This is a genomic window from Microbulbifer variabilis (genome assembly GCF_020524905.1).
Lineage (GTDB): Bacteria > Pseudomonadota > Gammaproteobacteria > Pseudomonadales > Cellvibrionaceae > Microbulbifer > Microbulbifer variabilis_A.
Window position 1 is genome coordinate 329,334 of sequence record NZ_JAIVKI010000001.1, and the last position, 25,232, is coordinate 354,565.

Genomic DNA, 25,232 nt, shown 5'->3' on the forward strand with positions numbered 1-25,232 from the left:
ATTCAGCTGGACAATTTTAATGTCACAACACCGATAATAATTAAGATTATCCCGAGGCAATGCCCGATACTGGCGGAGTCGTCAAAGAAAATCACTCCTACAATAAATGCCCCAGCGGCGCCGATGCTGGTCCATACCGCATATGAAATACCGATAGGAATTTCCCGCTGGGCAAGCCAGAGGAGAAAGCCGCTTACGCCGATAAAAAGTATCGCCATAAAAATGCCGAGCAAGCGTGTTGTGCTCACTTGGGAAATTTTCAATCCCACTACCCAGCCTATTTCACAAAGCCCAGCCAGCAAAAGGTAAAACCAGGCCATATTAGTCCTCTTTTGGCGTCTGTCTTGTTTAGCCAACTAAAAGATCTAGTCGTTATATCCAAGGTTAGCTAGTAACTAGCACCCAAGGACGATAGGTTGGATTGGGGTTAAAACGCTGGCATTAAATAATTTATTTCTGTGGCTTATTTGCATAGGTCAGTAAATCTTTATTGACCTTCTGTGCTTGAACCTGTTATCCCTGGCGTTAATTTAGGAAAGCGTTGTGGTCGATAGAATGGAAACCAGGGATAGGTTAGCCAAGATTGTTGGGCTTTCACTGTTGTCGGCTAGTTTGCCGGTGTTTTCACTGGAGGCTCATCTTGAGTCAATGATTGTCACAGCGAGCCCCTTTGAAAAAAAATTCGGGGATCATCCAGAGAGCCTTTCTATCCTCAGCGCCGAACATCTGGAGCTGGCATCCCACAACCATATTCAGCAAGCATTGCAGAGTGTGCCCGGTGTCAATCTGGCGAGGGGAAATGGTCAGGAGTATCTGCCCTCGCTGCGCTCTCCGGTACTAAGTGGTGCCGGCGCCTGTGGTAGTGTTTTGAGCCTGGAAGATAGTATCCCCCTGCGAGCCAAGGGCTTTTGTAATATCAATGAATTATTTGACTCGCACAGTGAATCGGCTCGCAGCATCGAAGTGATTCGAGGGCCGGCAGGTACGCTCTATGGCTCTAATGCCATGCACGGTGTGATAAACCTGATCAGCCCGGAAGTGGGAGAGCGGGAAGGGTTGCCTTTTCGTGGGGTCGCCATCGAAGCGGGCCTTCATGATTACTATCGGGCACATGTGACATTGGATTCTGGGCTTAGAAATAGCTCGGGTGTAAGGGCTGATTTGTCCCTGACGACGGACGGGGGTTACCGGGACGCTTCGGGTTTTGCTCAACAGAAAATCGCACTACAGCACCAGGCTTTGTTTGATGGGGTTCAGGTGCGTACTAGGCTGGCGGCATCAAATTTAAATCAGGAAACTGCCGGCTATATCAATGGAGAGTATGCATATCGGGAACGTGCAATCAGTCGGGAAAATAGCAATCCCGAGGCTTTCCGCGATGCTTATTCCCTAAGGCTTTCCTCCCAAATACTTATGGATCAAAGCGAGGGCGGCCAATTTCAATTGACCCCCTACCTGCGCAAAACCGATATGCGTTTTTTACAGCACTACTTGCCCGGGCAGGCACTGGAGGAAAATGGTCAGGAGAGTATCGGGTTGCGAGGCAGTTACCTTTTTAGCTGGAGTGATGACCTCGAAGTTATCGCTGGTCTAGATGCTGAATTTACCCGTGGCTATTTACGTGAGTTGCAGAAAAATCCGACGGAAGGATCAGATTTTTTGCGGGAGACGATTCCGGTTGGGAAGCATTATGACTATCAAGTTAATGCATACAGTGTTGCACCTTTTACCTTAGCCACCTGGACTATGACCGATGCGTGGACACTTTACGGTGGGGTGCGTTTCGAATCGTTGCAGTATGACTATAACAATAAAATGTTGTCTGGCCGTACTGCTGAAGACGGCCTCCCGTGTGGCTTTGGTGGTTGCAGGTTTAATCGGCCAGAGGATCGCAAAGACAGTTTCCATAACCTGTCCCCCAAACTGGGTGCCGCTTATGACTTCGCACCAGACCTGCAGTTTTTTGCCAATATTGCTCAGGGATACCGGGCTCCCCAGGCAATAGAGCTCTATCGTTTACAGCGGGAGCAAACAGTTGCCGAGCTGAATTCCGAGGAGGTCAGCAGTGTTGAACTGGGGGTGCGAGCCTATAAAAATCGTCTTTCCTATGAATTCGTCACTTATGGTATGCGCAAGCGGAATGTGATTTTTCGGGATACGGAGTACTTTAACCAATCCAATGGAAAAACTTCACACCGCGGTGTGGAGCTGGCACTTGGCTACGCATTTGCTCAGAACTGGCGACTTGAGACTTCGACCAGCTATGCCGAGCATCGCTATCGCGATAATCGAGAGCTGCAGGGTGTATTGTTAAATGGCAATTTTGTGGACTCGGCTCCAAGAGCATTCGGTAGCTATCGCTTGCAGTGGCTACCTCGGCAGGAGATCACAACCGAGCTAGATTGGTTGCACCAGGGGCGTTATTACACAGATCCCCAGAATCAGCATGAATATTCTGGGCACAATTTATTGAATTTTCGATCTCAGTGGAAAACTGATCGCTGGACTTTATCTGCAAGGGTTTTAAATCTTACCAATAAAGCCTATGCGGAGCGGGCGGATTACAGTGGTTTTACTGGTGACAGATATTTTCCTGGAGAGCCCCGTTCAATTTATCTGTCAGCATCTTCTGAGTGGTGAATAAATGGATAGAGCTCTTATGGTAGCTATTTGGTAATTAAAAAGGGCAGGAAATTCCTGCCCTTTTAATTTTTCTAGCCCTCTGAGGTCTGCAGGCCTGAAGGAAGAATTGCCTGGGCTGAAGCAGAGCCCTGATCTTCTATCCAGGCCTGCATACGCTCCTCAAGAACATTGAGTGGCAGTGCACCTGCACCTAAAAGGGCGTCGTGGAAGCTGCGGATATCAAAATTATTGTCGAGCTCCTCTTCTGCTTTTACACGCAGCTCTTTAATTTTTAACTGCCCTAATTTATAGGCCAGGGCCTGTCCGGGCCAAACCAGGTAACGGTCAATCTCTACGGTGACGTCGTGCAGAGGTTTGGCGCTATTTTCCATAAAGTAGTCAATCGCCTGCTCCCGGCTCCAGCCCAGTTGATGCATGCCTGTGTCTACAACCAAACGCACTGCACGCCACATATCGTAGGTCAGCGCGCCGAATTCACTATAGGGGTCTTTGTATAGGCCCAGGTCATAACCGAGGCTCTCAGAGTAGAGGCCCCAGCCCTCCACAAAGGCTGTGTAAAGTGCCATACGCCGCAATGGATGGATATCGGTTTGCTCCTGGGCTAGGGCAATCTGCAAATGGTGGCCTGGCATTGCCTCGTGTACCGTCAGCGCCTCCATTTCCCATTTGGGTCTGCTGGGCAGGTTGTAGGTGTTGGCATAGAAAATACCCGCACGCCCAGCCTCATTGGAGCCCGGCTGGTAATAGGCCGTGGTCTGTGACTGCTCCGAGTAGCTGGGAATGGGTTTAACCCCGTAGGGTAGCCGTGGCAGGATGCCAAACAGGGCGGGTAGCTCGCCGTCAATACGCTTGGCGATATCCCGGTAGTCTCTCAGTAAACCCTCGCGGCTGGTATGGTAGAAGCGCGGATCGGTACGTAAAAATTCGGTAAACGCTTTGAAGTCACCCTTAAAGCCGGCCTTCTGAATAATCCTGTCCATTTCCCCGCGGATGCGTTTCACCTCGGCCAGGCCAATGCGGTGAATTTCTTCCGGGCTTAAGTCAGTGGTGGTGTTCTGATGTACTTTATGCGCATACCAGCGCAGGCCATCGGGGCGGCTGCTGAGGGCGATGTCTTTCTGCGCTCCCGGAATATAATCTCTCTCGATAAATTCCGCCATGTCCCGCCAAGCCGGTAGCAATTGGCTGTTGTAGATGGCTAGGGCCCGCTGGCGCAGGCTCTTTTGTTTCGCTTTGGGAATCGTTTTGGGCATTTCCGCGAAAGCACTGAGCAGAGGACTCTGCTCAGGAGTTGTGGGAATCAGTGCGCGGATCTGTCGGGGTAAGTCACGCAGGGTGATTTGCGGTGGGGTAACCCCTTTGCTTAATCCCTGCTGCATCAGCGCTTGTGTCTGTGTCACCAAAGTTGGAAGCTTTGACAGGCGCGCCAGAATATCTTCGTAATCAGCAACCTTACTGCGCGGCATACTGTTAAGCACATCTGGCACATCGCGCTGAATACCACTCATATGGGTGATGGGTTGCAGGTGCTCGGGAAAATGAAAGCCCTTTACCTCGCCGAGGAGATCCTGGTAGAGCAGCTGATAGTCGAGCCGTTGTTGTTCGGGCAGTGCATCAACATTTAGGTTTCGGGTAGCGCCTAATAGCTGACGAGTCTGCTCCTGTCGCTGTTGAATGGCCCTGCTTGAATTGTCCACCCAGCGATCATTCTGGCCGGGATAGCCTTCATAAGTGGCCTGGCTGGGAAAGCTCTCCATAATCCAGCGATAGCGTAGGTCCTGCAGGGCGGTCAGCCGCTCAGACACATTTTTTGTGGGCAAGGCTCGAAAAGCTTTCTTGAAATCATTTTGATCCATGGCGGTAACGCTAAAGCTGGCAAACATGCCGATGGATGCGATAAGGGCTTTCTTGAGTAGTGACATCTTTCCCCCAAGGCGTGCGGAAATCGATTGATAGAAAGGCGCTGGGGCCACGCGTTATTGTCGAATCAATAGTGCGTGGCAGGATTGTGAACCAGGGAGCCCGATATCCCAGATGGTTATCGGGCTCTATGGTTAGTTGGCGGCTGCGGCGCGGTCGTTAAAATTGTGCCGGTTCAGCAGCTGCAAGCGCTGGCGAATTTGTTCCTCGATACCTTCGGCATCAAGGCCAATAGCTGCGAGCAGGTCATTATGCTTACCGTGCTCAATAATGCGGTCGGGTAGCCCCAGTTGCAGTACGGGCAGAGTTCGCGCAGAGCTGCTGAGGTACTCCATCACGGCACTGCCAGCACCGCCGGCTACGGTGTTCTCCTCGATGGTGACCAGTAACTGGTGGCTATCGGCCAGTTCATCGATCAGTGCCTCGTCCAATGGCTTAACCCAACGCATATCAGCGAGGCTAGCGCCGAGGCGCTCAGCCGCTGCCATGGCAGGGGCGAGCAGGGTGCCAAAATTCAAAATGGCCACGCCGCTGCCCTCGCTCAGTAGGCGGCCCTTCCCAATAGGTAGCTCGCGCATTTCTTCTTCGATCGCTGTGCCCATGCCGGTGCCGCGGGGATAGCGCACTGCCGCGGGACCCACGTGCTTATAGGCGGTATACAGTAACTGGCGGCACTCATTCTCGTCGCTGGGTGCGGCGATAGCCAGGTAGGGCAGACAGCGCATAAAAGTGAGGTCGAAACTGCCGGCGTGTGTTGGGCCATCCTCGCCTACTAGACCGGCGCGGTCGATAGCGAAGGTGACATCCAGGTTTTGGATGGCCACATCGTGCACCATCTGGTCGTAGCCACGCTGCAGGAAGGTGGAGTAAATGGCCACAACCGGCTTCTGTCCCTCGCAGGCGAGGCCGGCGGCGAGTGTTACGGCATGTTGCTCGGCGATAGCCACGTCGTGGAAGCGCTGCGGAAAACGCTTGGAGAACTCCACCATTCCAGAGCCTTCACACATGGCGGGAGTAATGCCGATCAGGCGTTCGTCTTTTTCGGCGGTGTCGCATAGCCACTGCCCAAAGATATCCTGGTATTTAGGCAATTTCTTCTTGCCGGGCACGGCCACCTGAACCTTGCTTTCAGGCTCAAGCTTGTTCAATGCGTGGTAGCCCACCGGGTCGGCTTCTGCCGGTCCGAAGCCCTTGCCTTTGGTCGTAGCGATATGCAGCAACTGGGGCCCGGGCTGACTGCGCAGGTTGCGCAGGGTATGCACCAAATCGTGCATATTGTGCCCATCTAGTGGCCCTACGTAATTGAAGCCCAGCTCTTCGAATAGGGTGCCGGGGGTGATCATGCCTTTAACATGCTCTTCTGTGCGGCGCGCCAGCTGCCAGGCCTTGGGAATAGCCGACAGTATCTTACGACTGCCCTCGCGCATATTGAGATAGGTTTTGCTGGCGAGAATCTTGGCGAAATAGGTGGCCAACCCGCCGACATTTTTGGAGATCGACATGCTGTTGTCATTGAGGACAACCAACATATCCCGGCCGGTGTGAGCCGCATGATTGAGTGCCTCGAAAGCCATGCCCGCAGTCATAGCGCCGTCGCCGATCACCGCCACAACTTTGCGTTCGTCGGGAGACCCCAGTGCCATTCCGAGGGCTGCGCCGATGGAGGTACTGGAGTGTCCCACCCCGAAGGTATCGTAGGGGCTCTCGCTGCGTTTGGGGAAGCCAGACAAGCCACCCTGCTGGCGCATGGTGAGCATTTGCTCGCGGCGGCCAGTAAGGATTTTGTGTGGGTAAGTCTGGTGGCCCACGTCCCAGACCAGACGGTCTTCGGGTGTGTTGTAGATATAGTGCAGGGCGATGGTCAGCTCTACCACACCGAGGCCGGCGCCAAAGTGTCCGCCGGTTTGGCCGACACAGTACAACAGGTACTCGCGCAGCTGGCTGGCGAGTTCGGGCAGTTGGCGTTCATCAAGAGCGCGCAGCTGTGCCGGCTCGTCGATGGCGTCGAGCAGCGGCGTATGCGGGCGTGTGCGTGGAATTTCTTCGAGCATCAAACGGTTCAATTGCTACAAATGGTATTAAGTGAGGGGATTGTATGCCTGTGACGGGCATATTGCATCCCAATGGCGGGGCAGGCGCCCCGACTTAGTGGCCGCGCTGGACGATATAATCTGCCAGTTGCCTCAGCAATAGTGTATCGCCGGGTAGGGCTTCGAGGGCATTCAGGGCCTCCCTGTGCAAGCCCTGCAGCTTCTCTCTGGCGCCATCGATGCCCAGTAGGGAGACATAGGTGGGTTTGTTGAGCAGGGCATCCGCGCCCTGGGTTTTACCCAGCACCGCGGTGTCCGCAGTGATATCGAGAATGTCGTCCTGAACCTGGAAAGCCAGGCCAATGGCCTCAGCGTAGTGGGTGAGCGCTTCCAGTTGATTGCTGTCGGCCCCGCCGAGTAGGGCGCCCATACGCGCACTGGCTCGAATAAGTGCACCAGTCTTCAGGCGGTGCATTTTCTCCAATTGTGCCAGGGAGAGGGTTTTATCCACAGAATCCAAGTCTATGGCCTGGCCAGCCACCATTCCCCGGCTGCCGGATGCCCTGGAGAGCTCAGCGATAAGCTGTAACTTCACGGTAGGTTCGGTGCTATCGGCCAAAAGCAGTTCGAATGCTTGGGTTTGCAGCGCATCACCGGCGAGAATGGCCGTGGCCTCGTCAAAGGCGATATGGCAAGTGGGACGGCCTCGACGCAGGTCGTCGTCATCCATAGCCGGCAGGTCGTCGTGCACCAGCGAGTAGGCGTGCATGCACTCCAGGGCAGCGGCGCTGGCATCGCATTTGGCCGGATCGAAATCCACCCCATAAAAGATCTGGGCGCAGGCGTAGACGAGTGCCGGGCGCAGGCGCTTGCCGGGGCCAAGGGCAGCATAGCGCATGGCCTCATAGAGCTTATTCGCCCCGGGGACAGTCTCAGCAAGAGTGTCGCGAATATGGGTTTCGACACGCTGAGAGGAGCCCGTGAGGAAAGCGCTCAGCTCGGTGGGCGGGGTTGGGGCGCTCATTTAATCGTCGCCCGTGGAGTTGTCGGCTTCGAACGGCAGCTCGCGAATACTGTCGTTCTCCTCCATAAGCATTTTGACCTTCTGCTCGGCACTGGCGAGTTTTTTCTGGCACTCTCGGGTAAGTTTGACTCCCTGTTCAAAGTCGGCCAGGGCCTCTTCTAAAGGGAGATCACCCGCCTCCAGGCGCTCCACTAATTCTTCCAGGGCCTCCAGGCTCTGTTCAAAAGTTGCCGATTTCTTCTTTGCCGCCATAGCATCGCCTCGTAATTGCGGGGCAACCTTAGCCGCTGGCGCGGCAGGGGTCAATTGGCATGCGGCAAGGGTTGGAGAGGGTTATTGCAGGGCCTCGCGCGATAGCAGGTAATGGGCCAGGGCTTTTTTCTGCTCCCCGTTAAGGTCATACCTGGGCATTGGGGGCGTTGGCGTATCAAAGTAGTCCGCTAGGCTTTGCAATGTGTACTTTTTGTTAAGTCCGGTTAACGGCACTTGTTGCTGATGGCACTGGGCGCAATTGTGAGTTAGATATAGTGCTCGTCCTTCGCGAGCGGCGGCAGTATCGGTTGGTGGCGGCTTCCTCGGTACTCTGGCCGGAGCAGGAATTTTCTTGGACGATACCTTTGCCTTTTGGGGGGCAGCGGTAGGGGACAGACGATAGATTGCTCCTGCATAATCGTCGGAAATATAAATATTGCCTTTAGCATCCTCGGCAATTGCCACAGGCCTGCCTGAGACCTCCTTGCGGTTTTCGCTGAGGAAGCCCCAGAGAAAATCTCGCTGGGAGATTTTTCCACCATCATCCCAGTGCAGGGAAACCACTTTGTAACCATCTTTGACACTTCTGTTCCAGGAGCCGTGCAAGGCTACTAAAGCGGCTCCGCGATAACCCGCCAATTGCTCCGGGCTGCGCAGGAAACGGATACCGAGTGGAGCATTGTGAGCGGCGAATTTGTGCACTGGCGGCAGGGAAGCGGCGATCATCTCTTTGATGGTGGGGTCTTCATCATTGATAAAGTTAGGGTCTGGCACCCGGTCGCCATAGGCATAGGGCCAGCCATAGAATTTGTCGGGATCGATAAGGTTGAGTTCATCGGGTGGCAGGTTGTCCCCCAGCCAATCCCGGCCATTATCGGTGGCGTAGATACCGCCATCTTTGGGTGACCAGTCAAACCCCACACTATTGCGTAAACCAGTGGCAAATATTTTTAAATCACTGCCATCGGGACGCAAGCGCATGATACTGGCGCGGCGGCGGTCCTTCTCGACACAAACGTTGCAGCTGGAGCCACTACTGAGATATAGCCAGCCATCCGGCCCCTTTTCGATGGTTTTGGTCCAGTGGCCACTGTCTTCCAAGCCTTCGACGATTCTTTGGTATCGTCCAGCCAAACGGGCATCGGAGTGATCGAAGGGCACTCTGCCAACAGCATCGCTTTCCGCGATGTAAAGCCAATTCTCATGTAGTAGAAGCCCATGTGGACGGTTTAGATCGCCAATCAAGATACGCTGGTTATCAGCGCGACCATCACCATCTCGGTCGGGGGATAATAAGGAAACTTGTCCCTTCTTTGGCTGGGAAACCAGGATATCCCCCGAACGGGTTATTGCCAACCAGCGCGCATTGGGCACACTATCAGCGAATAGTTGCAGTTGATATCCAGAAGCGGCTGATAATTTTTGAATAACTTCTTGTTCGTTAGTTTTTGCGCCACCAATCATCTGGCGCCAGGGCACGCTAATCCCCGAAGAAACGGTCGTGTAGGCGCTTGAAACAACGGCGCTGAAGATAAGCAAAAAAATTAGCGTATATTTCAACGTCTTTTTCCCTGTATCGATTGATCTTGAAATAAAGGTGTTTATAGTGGCCGCGCTCATGTACTGAGCCCTGTTTTAGCACAGTGCTCCCACCGGGTCTCCCTTTCTTTTATGAAAGAAATATTTCACCTTGTGAGATATGTCTTACACAAAATTCAGCAGATTGCCCCTACTTTTTTCTCGCCCGATGTCCATAATTAACTGGCAGGGACGCACAAGGGACTGCAACTCTGCGGCAAAGGATAAAAGGAATGCGCCGCTCGCCCTATGGATATGGGCACCATCCTGTGAGACGCACCGCCCAGGCCGGATTGCCTGGGCGGTGTTTTAAATGCTTCAGAATTGCCTGTTATTACCCAAATTCCTCCTGCCCCTGGTAGTTACTTCTCACACTCCTGTCTCTTTCTCTAGTATTTTATTCTTAGTGGTCGCTATTTTATTGCAAGCCAATTTCGCGTATGTCTGGAATTTGTAATATTTATCCGCTTTAATGATGAGAGGTCGGCCATTATTGCTCGGGCCGGTGGAGGATGGCGCATTCAGCAATCAATCATTAGTAGTGCCCGTTTATGTCCTGGCATTCCCTCGTTGCTGGACTACTGGCAAATTGTCAGTGAAATCATCAGCGGGTAGTCGCTCTAGTCTTTTTAATGTCCTATCGAAACTGGACACTTCTGTTCAGGTTCAACTTCTTCTCTCTTTTTTCCAAGTAGCCTTTCAAAGTAGGCATTTGGGCGTTTTAAAATTTTCCACTTTGCTGGTTATGGCGGCAGTGGGCCGGGTTTTTCTGTTTAATTGCGGGGAGGCGAGGTCATGCAAGCGCGAATTTTACGCCTGAATTTGGCGGGGCAACCATTAGATTGGCTCACCTGGCAGGAGGCTTCCTGCTTGTATGTACGCGATTTGGTTACTTGGTCTCTAGGAGGGATAGTACAGCGGGTACGGGGCGGGTTTAATCGAAATGGTGAGCGGTCCACCTTGGATCTGGCATCTATCATAGCCTGTGGCGGTGCCCGAATGGCGCGTCCACGTAGTCGTCCGCCACTCACAAACCGCGCACTTTTTTTTCGGGATGTACACACTTGTCTTTATTGCGGCAATATTTTCAAATCGTTCGAGTTGACCAGAGACCATGTTATCCCAGTGTCGAAGGGAGGAATGGATTCCTGGGAAAATGTAGTTACAGCCTGCCGTCGCTGTAATCAACACAAGGGCAATTATTTGCTAGAAGATATTGAAATGGAATTACTGGCTCTGCCCTTTTGCCCCAACGCTGCGGAGTATCTGGCTTTGATTAATAGTGAGCGGATTCGCGGGGATCAGATGGAATTTCTACGCAGCCAATTTTCCCGCAGGCGTCAGCAGGATTGGTTATTGCACTAACTTTTGAAAGCTAAGGAAGTTTAAAAAAGGGGCTAGGGCCCCTTTTTTAATTTTTCGCTTTTTGTTTAAGTCGTGCTCATTACGTTCGTTGAGCTACGGCTGAGCGAATAAGGCCTGTTAAATATTCCGTAAAATCATGGCCATGGTTTTGCATCATCTTGGGGAACATGGAGTTGGGGGTCATACCGGGGAAAGTATTGACTTCATTTAGGTAGAGTTCCCCTGCCTCCGTTAGGAAAAAGTCGATACGGGATAGATCCTTCAGCTTGAGCGCCTTAAAAGTGCGTTTTGAGACATCTTGAATCCACGCCAGTTGTTCTTCATTGAGACCCTCAGCTTTAATAAAAGTCTCAGCGCGACTACCGGGGGCATATTTCTCCTTGTAGGTGTAGAAAGTATCCGCTGGGGCGCGGACCTCACCGGGATGGGTGGCTATCAACTCTTCGCCAAAAGTGTAAACAGCAACTTCCAGTTCGCGGGCGTTTAGCGCTTTCTCTATCAGCACATAGGATGAGAGGGTAAATGCCTCTGCTATCGCATTCTCCAGGTCTTCCTTGCGACTGACTTTGAAGCAGCCCACCGAGGAACCCTGGTTTGAAGCTTTAACAAAGACCGCTTCCCACTCTTCCAAGGCCGCGTGGGCCTTGCCCAGTTCTTCTGTCTCAAGGCTGTGTAGGAATAGATAGGGGGTGTTATCGATTCCCAACGCACTCAGCCACATTTTTGTTTTAATTTTATTAAAACAAATTTTGCTTGCTTCCGGTGCCGATCCGAAATAGGGAATGCCGTACATATCAAGTTGGGATTGTAGATCGCCGGTCTCCCCAGGATATCCATGGATGGCGGGGATGACATAATCCACATCCCAGGCATTGCCCTCTTCATCGCGAATTTTACCATCGTAAAAGATATGATAGACGCGGCCCTCTTTATCAGTAAGGCAGCCGCTCGAGTCCATTTCTACTCGCATCAGGGCGATATCTTCGGATTCGGCCAGTTGCTCTTCAATAAAGTCTGCAGTGCGCAGGGACACATCGTGCTCGCTGCTGCCACCGCCGCAGATAAGCAAGGTGTTGATCATAGAATTATTCCGTCGTGGTGCCGGCCGGGGGTGCCTGCAAAACTTGCTGACACTGTTGCGGCATCTTCTTGGGTTTGGGTTTTGTCGGTTGGGTCTTAGTGCCGTTCAGTATTGCGTAGAACTCCTCGCTAAACCACCAGTCCAGATCATTGCCGCAAGGCGCGGTGCGCACGGGAGCCTGGGGTTTGCAGTGGCTGCTGCCGGCTGGGCAGGACAGCCGAACATGAAAGTGATAATTATGTCCCCACCAGGGGCGTACCTTGCGCAGCCATTCATTGTCTGTGCCAGAAATTTCACATAATTGGCGCTTGATAGTGGGATGGACAAATATCCGCTCAACACGTTGGTCTTCAGCGGCCATACGCAGGATCTTTGGTACCCGCTCGTCCCAGTTCTCCTTAATCAAACGATGCTGGCGGGTATCTGCCAGGGGGATAGCGGAGATATTATCGCGTTCCCATTCAGTCAGCGCACGCTGTGCGGCGCGTCTGTCCTGTGAATACCAAATATCCACATCCAAGCCGGTCTGGTGACTGCTATGCCCCCCGCTGCCAAAGGGGCCGCCGCGCGCCATCGACATATCGCCAATTTGTATCCTGCCGAGATGACTTTGCGCGACGCTTTGGGAAAAGTCTTTCAGGAAGGCGACGGTATCTGGGTGCGCGAAATGTCGATCGCGACCGGTGCGAACCAGCTGGTAGCCCTCACCGCGTAAAGGCAGTGTTTCCGCTCCGGCCAGGCAACCATTGGTGTAGGTGCCTATGCTGGCTGAGTCCTGGGCACTGGGGCTCTCGCTCTCCTCCCAGGGGTTGGCCTGGGCCTGAGAGCCAAAGATGGCGTAGGCGATAACCAATGAGCAGGAAAATAACTTGGCGTAGTTAAACAGTCTGGGGCGCTTGAATAAGAGAGACATAAATCCCTAGTTACCGGTAAGTCTGGTGGTCGGGTTGCGCGCGGCGCGGACCCGACGAGTATAGACAGACAGTGTACTAGCTCTGTGACGCAAGTATCTCTTTGCAGTTCCCTATGAGTTGATCCATTTCTATATCGGTGCCAATGGAAATGCGCAGGTACTCGCTGATGCGGGGTTTATCGAAGTAACGAACCAGAATACCCCGCTCACGCAGGGCCAAGTAGAGGGGCTCGGCACCAGGGGCTGGTGGCTTGGCCAGGATAAAATTCGCCATGGAGGGAACAACTTCGAATCCCAAATCCAACAGGGCCTCCTCTGTTCTTGAGCGTGTAGCGACCACCTTGTCACAGTTGTCCTTGTGCCAGGCTCTATCGCGAATGGCAGCAGTGGCCACTTCTTGGGCAATCGCGTCGATAGGGTAGGAGTTGAAGGAGTTCTTTGCGCGTAGCAACCCTTCAATCAAGTGCTCCTGGCCCATGGCAAAGCCGAGGCGCAGACCGGCCAGTGCATAGGACTTCGACAGGGTGTGAATTACCAGTAGGTTGGGGTATTGCTCAATGAGCTGAGTGGCGCTCTCGCCCCCAAAGTCGATGTAGGCCTCATCGATGATGACCACTCGCTCTGGCTGCAGCTGCAGCAGTGCCTCAATCCTATCGAGCGATAGGTGGCGGCCTGTAGGCGCATTGGGATTGGGGATAATAACTCCGCCAGCAGCACCCGAGAAACCCTCTACATCGAGGCTGAAATCTTCTAAAAGGGGGATGCTACGAGACTCTATGCCAAAGAGCTGACAGTACACCGGGTAGAAGCTGTAGGTGATATCTGGGAATAGTAAGGGTTCGTTGCGGCGGAAAAAGCTGTAAAAGCTCAGAGCCAGTACTTCGTCGGAGCCATTGCCGACGAAGACTTGCTTGTCATTTAGGCCGTAACGCTCAGCAATGGCTGCGCGCAGCGCACAGGACTCTGGGTCTGGATAGCGCCGCAGAGCATCGGCAAAATTTCTCTGTGCCAATAGTGCCAGTGCTTGGGGCGAGGCGGGATAAGGGTTCTCGTTGGTGTTTAGCTTAATCAGGGTGGTGCCGCTGGGCTGCTCACCGGGGGTGTATGGCTCCAGCTGCTCTAAGCCGGGACTCCAAAACGATGTATTCACTACTCTACCTCTGCGCTATCGTCTTCTGTGGAAGAGCTGTCTTTGCTTCCTTTCTCTGACTCGTCATTTTTGATGGGAATATCAAATTGTGCCGCTGAACCGGTGATAAATTCCTGCATGGGCACCGGTTTACGCAGCAACATATTATCGTATTTGAGTTCGGTAGAAATCTCAGGTGTTTCACTGAAGTCATCAATCGAGCCGATTGTTTCCACAAGGCTGAGGCCTAAAAATCCGATTGGCAGTATCAGGGCCACGGCCCAGCGCCAAGCGCGCCCAAGATTGGTGGCCAGGTAACAAGCGCACCAGAGCATGGCGGGCAATATGATGGCGAGCACCAGGAAATCCAGGATTTCCATGGTATTGCCGATGGCGAAGTTGTAATTCAGCACACTGCCGAACCACTCCCAGACGGCATAGGTGAGTGCACCAATGGAGGCGATGGAGAGGTGGGCAAAAAAGTGTGTCTCGTGACGCACCACCCGGCCTACGAAAGCCCAAGCACCTGCATAAATAACCAGGCCTATCACCGCACTCGCCAAAATATTGACAGCAATAGTCCACTGATAAGTGCGCGCATAGCCGAGATAACTGAGCAGTGCGGTGGACAGAGCCACGGCGAGCACCAGGAGGATGGCGTATAGGGGGTGGGACAGGCTGGCAAACAGGTTTTCCAGCGAGTGCAGAGGCGTGGCCTCGGCAACGCTGTCATCGCAATTGAATATCCGCAAGCGGGATTTGCCACATTGTATCAGGTCTCCAGAGGAAATCTGATGAGAGGAAATTTCCCCTGGTTTTACCGATCGGTCCTTCAGGTTTCCCAACAGCTGGCTGCCATTGACCGTATTTAGGTCGTGCAGAATGTAATTGCCATCTTCTTCCCGGCGAATTTCCGCATGGCGCCCATCTGCATGAATATCTTCCAGAATAGCGTCGTTGCTGAAAGCGCGGCCCAGGGTGAATTTGTCGCCATCCATGCGGTAGCGCATCTGTACCCGGTGAGCGCGGTTGAGTTCTTCAATTATCAGTGCCATTGGATTTCGCTCGTGAACTTCTCGGCAAAGGCGTCGGCAGACTCCCGGGTAAAGCCGGATAGAGTAAAGTGGCTGACCAGCGCGCGATTTTTTTGGTCCACGCTGAGGCTCAAGAAGAAGATATCGTAAAGATCGGGGAAGTTTTTGTAGCGCCTGACACAATAGCTGGTGCGGCTGATTAAGGGCTTTTTACTTCGCTCGGGCTTGGATAGAGGACCATTGCCATTCCCATTGCGTGGCTGGGAGGTAAATCCCTGGCGGCAGCGGAAGTTGGTGACATCCTCCTCGCCAGCACTGTTGCCGGGGTAGAAGGTGCTCATCTGATGTTCGTATTCCGCATAAAAACGCGCTGGTAAAAGGCCTTCGGCTTCGAGCCAGAAAAACTCGTATTCCACTCGGCCGGTATTAAATTCATCGGAGAGAAATATCACATCCTGTCCGGTGCAGCCTTTGTCGATACGTTTGATGGGATTGTCGCTGTCTTCCTCGCTGTTACCCCAGCATTTAATGGCAGGCACTATTTCTCCGACGACCTTGGCCTCACCCAGAGAACGCCGCTGCCAGTCTGCCTCCAGTATGGAATCAATAATACGCTGTTGATTGTCGAGCAGTTGTTGGTAGGTGACCTCTTGAAGGTCAAATGCCATATCGCGCTGATGGAAGTGCTTTAGCAGACTGATCAGTTTATCCACCGGTACCAGAAAGCTCACCTGATTTCCGGCAGTCGCTACATTGATGCCCACTACTTGGCCGCGGGTATTAATCGCAGGGCCACCACTCATCCCGGGGTTGATAGAGCCGGCGAAGTGAATGCGATCGTAAAAACTGCCTCCGGCTATACCGTTGTAGGTGCCTGGTATCAAGGTCATTCCAAGATCCAGAGGGTTGCCGAGGGAGATAATCGTTTCGCCTTGTTTTGGCGTTTCAGTGGCGAGTTGCAGGTATTCCTTACCTGGCTTGTCCTGGCGCAATAGCGCCAAGTCGTTGACGACATCAATATCCAGAAGCTTTAGAGTGCCTTTGGTGCCATCGGTTGATAGATATTCCAGTATGTATTTATCCGGGTCGCTGACTGCTTGAGCAACGACATGGTAATTAGTGGCGAGTAGGCCATCGGCGGAAATCTGGAAGCCTGAGCCGAGCCCGGCTTTGGAATTAGAGGATTTCTCCATCAGGCGTATTTGATAAAGGCTGCCACGGTAATCGCTGTAAAGCTGCTCATATCCCTGTGCTAGAGCCAGAGTTGAGAAACAGAAGAGCACCCAGGCCAGAAGTTGGGCGGAAAAATTCGGCATTTTTGCTTGATTAAATTATGGACAGAAGCGGTGATACTACGGGATATAGAGTAGTGCAACAAGCGGGGCACGGCCGAGGATATTAGCCGTGTCCCCCACTTTTCAATCCCTTTATAGGTAGTCGATGATTTTCGGCTGTGCTTCTACGACTTTTTGATGCGACTCCAGATAAAAGCGCGTAAAAATTGCATCCGCCTCCTGTGGTGACATAAAGCCTTCACTAAACCCCGGGCTGACCGGATCCAGGTGTAGGCGCGCACAACTGATCACATGAGCCGCCAGCTGGGCCATGTTTTCATCTCCCACGGAAATACGGATTGTGGTTGAGAATATTCCTGCCGCCTCCATGGCTTGAGGAGAAAGCTCGGAGTGAGAAGTGAGTGCAGGGCAGAGCACCATGGTATTGGTCTGTCCCAGGCTAACCATCTGTCCAAAAGCGGGCTCCAGTGCATCGAAGAAGCTCTTGAAAGCTTCTGTAGGAATTTGTGCCGCTTCCATATCAATACTGAACAGTGGCGTCGGCAGCTGATAGCGCATCAGGGTTTCACGCAGCGTTGAGTTCGGGTGGCTTTCCACCGCATGGCTGTTCACCCGGATTTTACTGTGGCTGGCGAAGAAATGGCTGAGGCAAAGGGTATTGATGCACTTGGTCAACATACGCATTTCCAGGGTGCGCATACCACAGTGTACTTCCCAGGCCTTGTCTGCATCGAGGAAGGCGCCTTTGATGTAATACACATCCCAGAACATGCACTGATCCCAGTTCAGCCCCTTAGCACTGTCTCCCTTGGGAATAAACATACGATGGTTCTCCCCAATCACTACCCCGGCGGTTGCGGCGCCTGTGCCGCCAATGTCTTTGGTGTAGGAGTGCACTACAAAGTCCGGTCTTTCCTCGCGATCTTTGCGCCGCAGTGGTTGATAGAGGAAAGGGGTGGCCAGGGTGGCATCCAAGCTGACCAGAATATTTTCTCGGTGCGCAGCCTTACAGATGGCTGGTACATCCAACATGATACCGTGGGGATTGCAGGGCGACTCGATATAGACATGAAGTTTGGAGCCTTGCTGAAGGGCATCGGCATAATCGCGCTGGGTGTCGGCGATCAGTTTTTCAAAGTCTTCGCCGCTGGTGCCGTCAAACCAAACCAGCTGGATTGCCAGCTTATCGGGGCGTGCATAAAAATCCTGTAGTAGCTGGTGCACCCCCCCATAAATATTACGCGAGACGATCAGAATATCGTCGCGGCGTAGCTGATTGGAAAGCAGCGCATCAATAGCGGCCATTCCAGAGTTGAAGTTCCAGGCCATATATTCATTGGCTGCTGGTCCGCACTCCAGATCCACAATGGCGTTGGCCAGGGAGATAGAAGTGGGGTTGAGTAGGCGCGAGTAGATATCGTGACTGGGTTCACGGCCGCGGAAGGCGTCGTCCACCCACTCGGTACAGGCATAGATATAAGTGGCGGTGCGTGCGATTACTGGCGTAGCGGAAAAAATCGCTGGAATATTATCGAACAGTGGATAGCCACCGCGGGTGGTGATATTGAAATCGTCCCCTTGCAGGCTCTGAAAGCTGGCTCGTAGGGGATTTTGTAAGGTGTCTAACAGTTTTGCCAGCTGGAAACTCATAAAGCGTTTGGCATTGAAGTAGGCAATTTTGTCGGACCGATCCAGTCGATTCAGCGTTTCGTTTACCTGGCGCCACAGCTGATTCAAGTTGCCCTGGGCCTGATATAACAGCGCCGCAGTTTGCTCCAGTAAGCGCCCGTGCTCCGATTCCCGGTCAATACAAAAATGCTGTAATTGCTCCCGAGCAAGCTCCGTAATATTAGCGGCTTCGGTACTGTTGCGGCGGGGTGAGAGAATTTTTACATCTTCGAGATTCGCTTCCATCGTATCCTCACTAGGTGATGCTTTTTGTTATTTAGTGACTCTAACAGTCTAAGAGTGAGGATAAAATACCTGGCGTGTAATTCCTTGTAATTGGCCGTGATAGACCTGTAATCCCCGGATTCGTAAAGTAGCTACCAGTTGAGGGGGTGCGGGAGATTGTGAAAGCGGTTCCCTGCCACGGATTGGCAACCCCCACAACATTTCGGATGGATTTTGTATTCTCGCACTGTCGGAGGTGCGAGAAGCGGGAAGAATCAGCGCAAGCTGAGCGGACAGGCTGGAACCGACGGGTGCAGAGTCTTAGTCGGACCTTGTGGATGAGCTTGCCCGAGGCACGGATGCCAAATTTTGCTCTTGATAGTGTTGTTGTAACCGTCGATGGTTGGGACCATCATTTCGGGCCGGCAGGATTGCTACTGTCGGCTTTTTTTCGAAACGGAACTGGTTATCATGACGCAGTCACAGACGTATTTTACACAAGAAAACACGTCTTAGAATGACACCAAATAACAAATGCTTACAAGGGGATGAACGATGAGCACTTGTGCCGACTTACCCGTACTGGAGTGCGAGGTACCTAAAGAAGGCTTGAAACTGGATTTAGTTTTACGGCCTAGAGAGCAAAAAGATGGTGAGCCGCAGTACTGGCCTCTGTTTAATGCCGATAATCCGGAAGAGCATTTTGGTAATATGCGCTTTAAAACCCATAAGGGCGGTGTGCTTACCTTGAGAATTACTCTGGATTTATCTGAGGTACCAGGGCGCGAATTAGAGTTTGTGCGCTATAAGCAAGACCATAAACTGGATGGCATTATTGCGCTAACTCCAGACTTTCGTCACCAGTTTCGTGCTCGGGCCAGGGATGTAGATGGAGACTCCACCAAGTTGGTAATTAAAATTAGGGATAAGGATCTTATCCCCGATCGGTTTAATTTCCTATGGATGTGTGTTGATCCTAATACTGGGATGCACTTTGTTTCTGGTGATCCAGAAACCAGCATTGACCCCACGACTGGTAAACCCACTTAAGTGCGCCAGCGCTAGCTGGCCTCATTGGCACGGTTAAAGCAAATAGCATCTTTAACTCTGTTTGAGGCCTGTGGTTCATTACAGAGACTCTGAAATGGAGGAAGAATGAACCACTCAGCTCCCATGCCTTGAGCCAGCAATCGCTCTAAGTGATAGCTGGCTGATTGGAGCTCTCCAGCAAGCGCATAAACTTGTGCCGCAGTATATTGTATAAAAGTATCGTCAGGAGTTTCTCTTAATAAATCTGTTATAAGGTTTATAGATTTAGCGGTCTCACCAAGGTAAGCGAGTGCTTGGGCCTTATACCGTTTAGATACACGGTCACTTTCCGTGTCGGTAAGTGCTAATACCTTTATAAAGTATTTATTGGATTGAGTTTTGTTAGAGAGCATTAAGCTGACTTCGGCTATTTGACTTAGGATTAGTATGTTGTCAGGTGTTGAATGTTGAATTTCCATATAATTCTTAAGCGCTTCGTGGTATTTTCCCTGCAAAAATAGGCTGGTGGCTAAGTTTGACTTGGTTCTCCAGGTTCGATTTTCTTCTGGAATGGTCGTAATAGCTTTTTCGGCTTTCTCAAGGTTTCCCAGTTCAAGTTCAACTACACCTAGTAGCGAGAATGCTACCCATTTTTCTGGGTAAATCTTGATCATTTTCTCAAGGGTTGACTTGGCGGCAACGTAATTTGCCCCAGATACTTGATTGACGGCTATTGTATAGAGGGTTTCCCCATTTGGATTTAATGCATATGCTTTTTCTGCGTAGATTAAGCCATTTTTATGATCGCCCTGCATATAAAGAAAGCGGGCATGCTGGAGGAATAGTTCTGCGGATGGATATCCCAGTTTCTGAAGTTGTTTGAGGGTGGATTCAAAACCCTTTTTATCATTGCCAAGAGATTTGATCACTAGCTTGTTGTGTAACAGAGCGGCCTGATTCCTTGGGGTGCTTTCGGCGCTAGAAAGAATGGTTAATGCTTTACTTAATAGCTTGTTATTGCCGGTAACCCTGTATCTGTTTACACTTGCTTCAGTAAATAAAGAGTAAAGGTAAATATTATCTGGATACTTAATTATTTGTTCTTCAATTTTTTCAAGGTCTTCGTCTTTAACTAGCTCGCTTGGTTTATTTAAAATTTCAGCCATGGATAGATAAATATCAAAATCTTCAGGTTCCATTTTGAAGTCTTGATCGAAGCCTAGGTTGTAAGCTTCAGGGAAAAGTTCTGTAACGTTTTTTTGCGCTGAAAGTTGTGAATCCCATCGAGATTCATTTAATGAGAGGAAGTCAAAGTTTTTGCGTCGCTTAACTCTGCCATTTGATGGGTCAATTCTTTGTAGCTCGGCATTGCAGCGTTTTTTAGTACAATTAAGGCGTCCTAAGAGGGCATCCGTAACCCCCTTTTCTTTCAGGTGTTTCAAATGTTGCTCGAGAGTTAAACCCTCTTCAGGCAGATAGCTTATAAGAGCGCTGGACTTTAAGTGGGTCGGAGCTCTCAGTAACGCTTGGCGTATCATTGTTGTGACTAAGCTAACGTCATTAGCCTCCCCGCGAATATTACCTGAAAACTCTACGGGAAGTACCGCGATATATTGGGGAGGGAGTTTTATGAAATATTGCCAACCCCAAAATACCAGTCCTCCGATTGGTATTAAGCTGAAGAGCGCAGTAGCAATACGCCTACTTTTTTTACGCGGCTTAATAAGAAGTTGAGTAACTGTTTCTGAATACTGTTGAGTATTTAAATCAATACCATGCTTTCGTACCAGCTCCAAAGCCGCATAAACCCTTTCTGCAGACTCAGGGCGTTGCTCTGGGCGCTTAGCAAGTAACCTATCTAATAATGCTGCGAGGGGCTTGGGGATCTCTGGCCAAGCTTGCTGCGGTGGAATATGAGGCTTGCTGGTAATTTGCTGGGCAAAGGCCAGTGCACTCTTATCGCCACGCTCAAACGGTTTGTGCCCGCAGAGTAATTCATAGGCAATGCTACCCAGGCTGAACAAATCGCTACGAGCATCAAGTGGCGCGCCTTGCAACTGTTCAGGAGACATTGCCTGTACGCTGCCGGCGATATGGTCTTCTCTAGTGAGCTGCTGGTCGCAGTCAAGGGCTTTGGCGATACCAAAATCAGTGATTTTGGCTACACCATCATAGGTTACGAGGATATTTTCGGGTTTTAAATCCCGATGGATAATTCCCAGGCAATGGGCTTTACCCAGCCCCTGGCAGATCTGCATCAGCAAATCGAGTTTTTCAGCCAATGTGGCGCTGTGCTCGCGCATCCACTCTTTGAGAGTTACCCCCTCAACCAATTCCATGACCAGGGCGATATTGTGGTCTTCTTCCAGTACATCGTACAATCGTACAATGTTAGGGTGATTCAGCCTGGCTAATAATTGTGCTTCACTGCGAAAGCGGGCCTCGGCGGAGTTGCCTGTCATATCTGAGCGCAGTTGCTTGATAGCGACCTTGCGCCCAAGCTTTACGTCCTCAGCCAGATAGACAACACCCATACCACCGGCGCCAAGGGTGCGCTCTACCCTATAGCGGCCTTGATATACTTCAGTTTTCTCCAGCGCAACTACGTCCATTGTATTTAGTTCTTTTCGGATGGATAGGGGATTCTACCTGATAGTACATTTTCGTGAAGCCATCTGTCCTCTCTTCAGGGGAAATGGTTCACGTTATTCCATTTCTTTTGGATTGCTATCGGTTGCAGAAAACGGCAATTTAAGGTTTTTAAAGTCTTTACTTTAAGAAGCAGAGCAAGTGAGTTGTCGCTCGGTAATCACAAGCCTGGGGCCGCTCTAACCAAAAGTCATAAATGACAGAAAAGCCTGGCTTTCTATTGAGTAAGCCAGGCTTAAATGAGATAAGGCCGGGGCTCCATGCCTGTCAGGGTATTGCAGTAATAGGCACAGAGCGATCTTTTGCCTACTGGGGGTAAGAAGAAAGGCCAGAGGCTAAAAATTAGGCTTCCTGTACCTCGGTCTTTGCTTCCAGCTGAGTGCCTTTATAGATTTCAAACTGATGGCAACCCAGGCGAATCTCCCAGGAGCGTCGCTCCACCAAGTTTGAGGTATCTACCGCATCAGGTAGTGACTCAGAGATCTGCTTACGTGCGCGAAAAATCTGCGTATTCAGATGGTTGACGGTGATTCCTAACTCATGGGTAGCTACCTGAATGGAGACCCAGCCCTGAGAGTCTGTATCCATACCATTTTGCATATCGCGGAACCTTGCCCGGGCTAGATACAGTAGGAGGTAGTTGTGAATTCGCGCAGGTAGGGACTGTTTCATGCCTTCCCGCTGCAGTTGTAATTGGACATGTTCCTCGTGGGAACTGACGGAAAAGCGTAGACCGAAGTCTGTTATAGACAGCTGCTGTAATGAGAGCTCTTTGGTGGCGCCTTGGTTATCGGCGAGGAACAGTTGCCAGCTTTGCAGGCCGCAATCAATGCGATCTCCGTGATTTACCAGGCGCTTGTTGCCGTCCTCACCGGTATCGCCGGTGAACTCATACTGCCATTGGGCAATAACAGGGCTGAAATGTAGGCTGGCGAGAGGTTCATTTTCATCTGGCAGCAAGTGGTATTGCTCAAGAGGCTGGGCTTCCCCAGTCTTTAAATCAATCAGTAAATTCTCTGGTGCATCGAGATTCTCGACAACCCAAGCTGGGTTATTGACCCGACCGAAACAGACTTTATCGCCGGTTTGCAGTGGGTAGCTCTTGGCTGGAACCAATTGTTGGCCATTTAGCCAGGTTCCATTGCGACTGAGATCGCGAATGTTCCAATGAGTACCGGTCCACTGAATAGCCGCGTGAATGCCGGAGATTTCGGCGCTGGTGATGCGAGTGTCCACGGCCCCCTGACGGCGGCCGATGGTGTGGTGAGCCATCAGGTATACGGGCTGATCCCTATCTGGATGCTGTAAGCAAGCCATTGTCTTGTCCTTTTACTCCGGGTTACGCCGGGGGCTTAGTTGGAGCTTTTCACCAAGTCTGGTGGCTGCTCACTGTTACGGATAGATTTACTCACTCAGAAGTAATAAAGAATGATCTCAAAACACTATCGCCCCTGTCTCTCGGAAATCTACTTTTTTAGAGTAATACTAGGTTGACCTTCCCTTTCTCCAATGGGGGTGGGTAGGCACTTACATGGAGTCTGGAAACAGCGAAATTCAGAGATTCTTTTTATACCCAGCTGTGGAGTGAATGCAATCACTGCTGCTACTAATGATTGCTATTTTCACTGAAAAGCTTCGGTGTCGTCAAAAGTAGCGTAATAGTTTGTACTCACTTAGTGTGAACTGGTTAAAATTTTGCTTTTCTTTAGTTTCTTTACAGTTACCTCGGCCATCGTTAGGTGCCCTCATCGCCATAAGTTAGGAAAGGGCGGCAGGTTTTAGTTGATGAATGGCAATATTCAACTTTGGCTAAAATTAGTACTAATTTAATAGATCTATCGCCGCTAAAGAATGCCAAATATGCGGCAGTTTCTGCCAGGAAGTGTCGATGGGGAGCAGAGAGAGGGAGTCCGGTCCGTTGCGGGCCGGACTCTTAAAGCAGTAGGCGTGTCCAAATCGCTTAGATACGAACTCCTTCAATATCCAGGATCATTTCAACCTTTTGGGAGGCTGGACCCAGGTTGTAGTCGATACCGAAATCCTTCAGGTCAAATTCTGTGGTGCCGCTGAATCCCTGACGATAGCCGCCCCAAGGATCCTTGCCACCGCCGATATTGGTGACGTCTATGGTTACCGGTTTGGTCACTCCACGCAGGGTTAGCTCACCTTTTAAAAGTGCCTTACCGTCTTCCAGTGGTTCAAAACTGGTACTTTTAAATGTTGCGGAGGGGAATTTGTCTGTGTGGAGAAAATCGGATCCACGCAGGTGCTTGTCTCGTTCGGCGTGATTACTGTTGAGGCTGGTCACATCGATATCGACGTTAATGGAGGACTTTTCCGGTGCTTTGTCGTCGTAAAAGAATGAGCCGCTGAAATCGTCAAAACGTCCATAAAGCCAGCTATAGCCAAGGTGCTTGATGCGAAACTGAACAAAAGCATGAGCGCCTTTAGTATCGATTTTGTATTCCGCTGCCTGGGCCGTAGTGCCGAGTAGGGCGACAATAAGAAGGGTGGTGAGCTTCTTCATATAGAGGTTTCCTTTTTTGTGGTTGTAACCGTTTCTTGCTTATTCAGGCGGCTAGGCATACTTGGTAGCCCGAGCATCCTGCGCAGTGTTGCATCCCTATCGATAAAGTGGTGCTTCAGCGCTGCCAGGGCGTGGAGACTTACAAGGACGATCAGAGTCCAGGCTAGAATCTCGTGCAGGCTTCCTGCGATGTCCTCCTGGTTGGGGATGCCCTGGATGGTAGCCCCTACGCTAAACCATCCGAATACATCAATAGGGCGTCCATCGGCAGTAGAGATCAAGTAACCCGACAGTAAAATGGCGAGTAGCAGTAAGTAGATCAGACCGTGAATACCATGGGCTGTGAGTGCCTGCCAGCGCGGTGTTCCAGGGGCTGCTTTAGGCGTGGTATTGATTGAGCGCCACAGTAAACGAATCATCAAAGCGATCAATAGCAAAATACCAAGACTTTTGTGGATGCTGGGTGCTTGCTGATACCAGGGGTCATAATAGGATAACTGGCGCATCCACCAGCCGAGCGCAAAGACACCTATGACAGCTGGCGCCATCAGCCAATGCAGCGCAATAGCGATCCAGCCATAGTGATGTTGATTATTGCGAGCCTGCAAACTCTATCTCCAAATTTGTAGACTGATTGGATGAATATATGAGACTTCGAAATGCCAGTCGGGCTGGCTTCGAATCCCGTAACTGCTTTGTTCTTTTGGGATGAAAAAGGCCAAAAGTGGCTAATTTTGCATTTGTCCGATCAGCAGTTTAAAACTTGGCGCTAGGGTATCGCTTTTGCTGTTCGTGACCAATGGTTGGCAGGAATCTTTGCGAGAGAGATCAATAACGATTAGGTGATGAGAAACACCGCAAAATCGCAGT

19 protein-coding genes are annotated in these 25,232 nt (G+C 51.2%); 3 read left to right on the forward strand and 16 right to left on the reverse strand.

The window, feature by feature from the left end:
• Window positions 1–2: 2 nt before the first annotated feature.
• Window positions 3–320 carry a DMT family transporter gene (locus tag LC073_RS01365; RefSeq protein WP_226642589.1) on the reverse strand — a complete coding sequence of 106 codons (318 nt, stop codon included), beginning with the start codon at window positions 318–320 and terminating at the stop codon, window positions 3–5.
• Between the two features lie 223 nt (window positions 321–543).
• On the opposite strand from LC073_RS01365, the gene LC073_RS01370 reads away from it, so the two are divergent.
• Complete coding sequence (locus LC073_RS01370; RefSeq protein ID WP_226642591.1) at window positions 544–2,640, forward strand: TonB-dependent receptor; 2,097 nt, start codon at window positions 544–546, stop codon at window positions 2,638–2,640.
• Window positions 2,641–2,714: 74 nt separating this feature from the next.
• On the opposite strand, the gene LC073_RS01375 is transcribed toward LC073_RS01370, so the two are convergent.
• The 5 genes from LC073_RS01375 to LC073_RS01395 form a co-directional block, all read right to left on the reverse strand.
• A complete protein-coding gene (locus LC073_RS01375) occupies window positions 2,715–4,565 on the reverse strand; it encodes a DUF885 domain-containing protein (RefSeq protein ID WP_226642593.1) in 1,851 nt (616 codons plus the stop codon).
• 132 nt (window positions 4,566–4,697) lie between these two features.
• Window positions 4,698–6,614, reverse strand: coding sequence for a 1-deoxy-D-xylulose-5-phosphate synthase (dxs, locus tag LC073_RS01380; protein ID WP_226642595.1), 1,917 nt, complete (start codon window positions 6,612–6,614; stop codon window positions 4,698–4,700).
• Window positions 6,615–6,708: 94 nt separating this feature from the next.
• Window positions 6,709–7,617: a (2E,6E)-farnesyl diphosphate synthase gene (ispA, locus tag LC073_RS01385; protein WP_226642597.1), complete on the reverse strand. Its 909-nt coding sequence runs from the start codon at window positions 7,615–7,617 to the stop codon at window positions 6,709–6,711.
• A complete protein-coding gene (locus LC073_RS01390) occupies window positions 7,618–7,869 on the reverse strand; it encodes an exodeoxyribonuclease VII small subunit (protein ID WP_226642599.1) in 252 nt (83 codons plus the stop codon). It lies immediately after the preceding gene.
• Window positions 7,870–7,950: 81 nt separating this feature from the next.
• Window positions 7,951–9,348 (reverse strand): PQQ-dependent sugar dehydrogenase, encoded by a 1,398-nt coding sequence (locus LC073_RS01395; RefSeq protein ID WP_226642601.1) that lies wholly within the window; start codon window positions 9,346–9,348, stop codon window positions 7,951–7,953.
• Between the two features lie 894 nt (window positions 9,349–10,242).
• Between LC073_RS01395 and LC073_RS01400 the strand changes: the two genes are divergently transcribed.
• Window positions 10,243–10,812: an HNH endonuclease gene (locus LC073_RS01400; RefSeq protein ID WP_226642603.1), complete on the forward strand. Its 570-nt coding sequence runs from the start codon at window positions 10,243–10,245 to the stop codon at window positions 10,810–10,812.
• A gap of 79 nt (window positions 10,813–10,891) precedes the next feature.
• On the opposite strand, the gene LC073_RS01405 is transcribed toward LC073_RS01400, so the two are convergent.
• The 6 genes from LC073_RS01405 to LC073_RS01430 all read right to left on the reverse strand — a co-directional run bounded on the left by LC073_RS01405 (window position 10,892) and on the right by LC073_RS01430 (window position 18,178).
• On the reverse strand, window positions 10,892–11,893 hold the full coding sequence (locus LC073_RS01405; protein ID WP_226642605.1) for a D-alanine--D-alanine ligase: 1,002 nt from the start codon (window positions 11,891–11,893) through the stop codon (window positions 10,892–10,894).
• Window positions 11,894–11,897: 4 nt separating this feature from the next.
• A complete protein-coding gene (gene mepA, locus LC073_RS01410; RefSeq protein ID WP_226642607.1) occupies window positions 11,898–12,806 on the reverse strand; it encodes a penicillin-insensitive murein endopeptidase in 909 nt (302 codons plus the stop codon).
• Between the two features lie 76 nt (window positions 12,807–12,882).
• Entirely contained in the window at window positions 12,883–13,956 is a 1,074-nt protein-coding gene (hisC, locus tag LC073_RS01415; RefSeq protein WP_226642608.1) for a histidinol-phosphate transaminase, read from the reverse strand.
• A complete protein-coding gene (locus LC073_RS01420; RefSeq protein ID WP_226642609.1) occupies window positions 13,956–14,990 on the reverse strand; it encodes an FHA domain-containing protein in 1,035 nt (344 codons plus the stop codon). Before LC073_RS01420 ends, hisC begins: the two co-directional genes overlap by 1 nt.
• A complete protein-coding gene (locus tag LC073_RS01425) occupies window positions 14,981–16,285 on the reverse strand; it encodes a S1C family serine protease (protein ID WP_226642610.1) in 1,305 nt (434 codons plus the stop codon). Before LC073_RS01425 ends, LC073_RS01420 begins: the two co-directional genes overlap by 10 nt.
• A gap of 111 nt (window positions 16,286–16,396) precedes the next feature.
• On the reverse strand, window positions 16,397–18,178 hold the full coding sequence (locus LC073_RS01430; RefSeq protein ID WP_226642611.1) for a trans-sulfuration enzyme family protein: 1,782 nt from the start codon (window positions 18,176–18,178) through the stop codon (window positions 16,397–16,399).
• A gap of 534 nt (window positions 18,179–18,712) precedes the next feature.
• Between LC073_RS01430 and LC073_RS01435 the strand changes: the two genes are divergently transcribed.
• Entirely contained in the window at window positions 18,713–19,207 is a 495-nt protein-coding gene (locus tag LC073_RS01435) for a hypothetical protein (protein ID WP_226642612.1), read from the forward strand.
• An 11-nt stretch (window positions 19,208–19,218) separates the two neighbouring features.
• On the opposite strand, the gene LC073_RS01440 is transcribed toward LC073_RS01435, so the two are convergent.
• From LC073_RS01440 to LC073_RS01455, 4 genes are all read right to left on the reverse strand, one after another.
• Window positions 19,219–21,798: a serine/threonine-protein kinase gene (locus LC073_RS01440; protein WP_226642613.1), complete on the reverse strand. Its 2,580-nt coding sequence runs from the start codon at window positions 21,796–21,798 to the stop codon at window positions 19,219–19,221.
• Between the two features lie 379 nt (window positions 21,799–22,177).
• The gene (locus LC073_RS01445; RefSeq protein WP_226642614.1) at window positions 22,178–23,152 is read right to left on the reverse strand and encodes an FHA domain-containing protein; all 975 of its coding nucleotides are present in this window, start codon (window positions 23,150–23,152) and stop codon (window positions 22,178–22,180) included.
• A 643-nt stretch (window positions 23,153–23,795) separates the two neighbouring features.
• Window positions 23,796–24,362 carry a YceI family protein gene (locus LC073_RS01450; protein WP_226642615.1) on the reverse strand — a complete coding sequence of 189 codons (567 nt, stop codon included), beginning with the start codon at window positions 24,360–24,362 and terminating at the stop codon, window positions 23,796–23,798.
• Entirely contained in the window at window positions 24,359–24,970 is a 612-nt protein-coding gene (locus tag LC073_RS01455; protein WP_226642616.1) for a cytochrome b, read from the reverse strand. Before LC073_RS01455 ends, LC073_RS01450 begins: the two co-directional genes overlap by 4 nt.
• Window positions 24,971–25,232 lie beyond the last annotated feature (262 nt).

Coding starts and splice junctions, on each gene's coding strand:
- LC073_RS01375 (WP_226642593.1), bottom strand. CDS start 4,565: ATGTCACTACTCAAGAAAGCCCTTATCGCATCCATCGGCATGTTTGCC.
- LC073_RS01430 (WP_226642611.1), bottom strand. CDS start 18,178: ATGGAAGCGAATCTCGAAGATGTAAAAATTCTCTCACCCCGCCGCAAC.
- LC073_RS01435 (WP_226642612.1), top strand. CDS start 18,713: ATGAGCACTTGTGCCGACTTACCCGTACTGGAGTGCGAGGTACCTAAA.
- mepA (WP_226642607.1), bottom strand. CDS start 12,806: ATGTCTCTCTTATTCAAGCGCCCCAGACTGTTTAACTACGCCAAGTTA.
- LC073_RS01400 (WP_226642603.1), top strand. CDS start 10,243: ATGCAAGCGCGAATTTTACGCCTGAATTTGGCGGGGCAACCATTAGAT.
- LC073_RS01450 (WP_226642615.1), bottom strand. CDS start 24,362: ATGAAGAAGCTCACCACCCTTCTTATTGTCGCCCTACTCGGCACTACG.
- dxs (WP_226642595.1), bottom strand. CDS start 6,614: ATGCTCGAAGAAATTCCACGCACACGCCCGCATACGCCGCTGCTCGAC.
- LC073_RS01425 (WP_226642610.1), bottom strand. CDS start 16,285: ATGCCGAATTTTTCCGCCCAACTTCTGGCCTGGGTGCTCTTCTGTTTC.
- ispA (WP_226642597.1), bottom strand. CDS start 7,617: ATGAGCGCCCCAACCCCGCCCACCGAGCTGAGCGCTTTCCTCACGGGC.
- LC073_RS01440 (WP_226642613.1), bottom strand. CDS start 21,798: ATGGACGTAGTTGCGCTGGAGAAAACTGAAGTATATCAAGGCCGCTAT.
- LC073_RS01365 (WP_226642589.1), bottom strand. CDS start 320: ATGGCCTGGTTTTACCTTTTGCTGGCTGGGCTTTGTGAAATAGGCTGG.
- LC073_RS01420 (WP_226642609.1), bottom strand. CDS start 14,990: ATGGCACTGATAATTGAAGAACTCAACCGCGCTCACCGGGTACAGATG.
- LC073_RS01405 (WP_226642605.1), bottom strand. CDS start 11,893: ATGATCAACACCTTGCTTATCTGCGGCGGTGGCAGCAGCGAGCACGAT.
- LC073_RS01445 (WP_226642614.1), bottom strand. CDS start 23,152: ATGGCTTGCTTACAGCATCCAGATAGGGATCAGCCCGTATACCTGATG.
- LC073_RS01390 (WP_226642599.1), bottom strand. CDS start 7,869: ATGGCGGCAAAGAAGAAATCGGCAACTTTTGAACAGAGCCTGGAGGCC.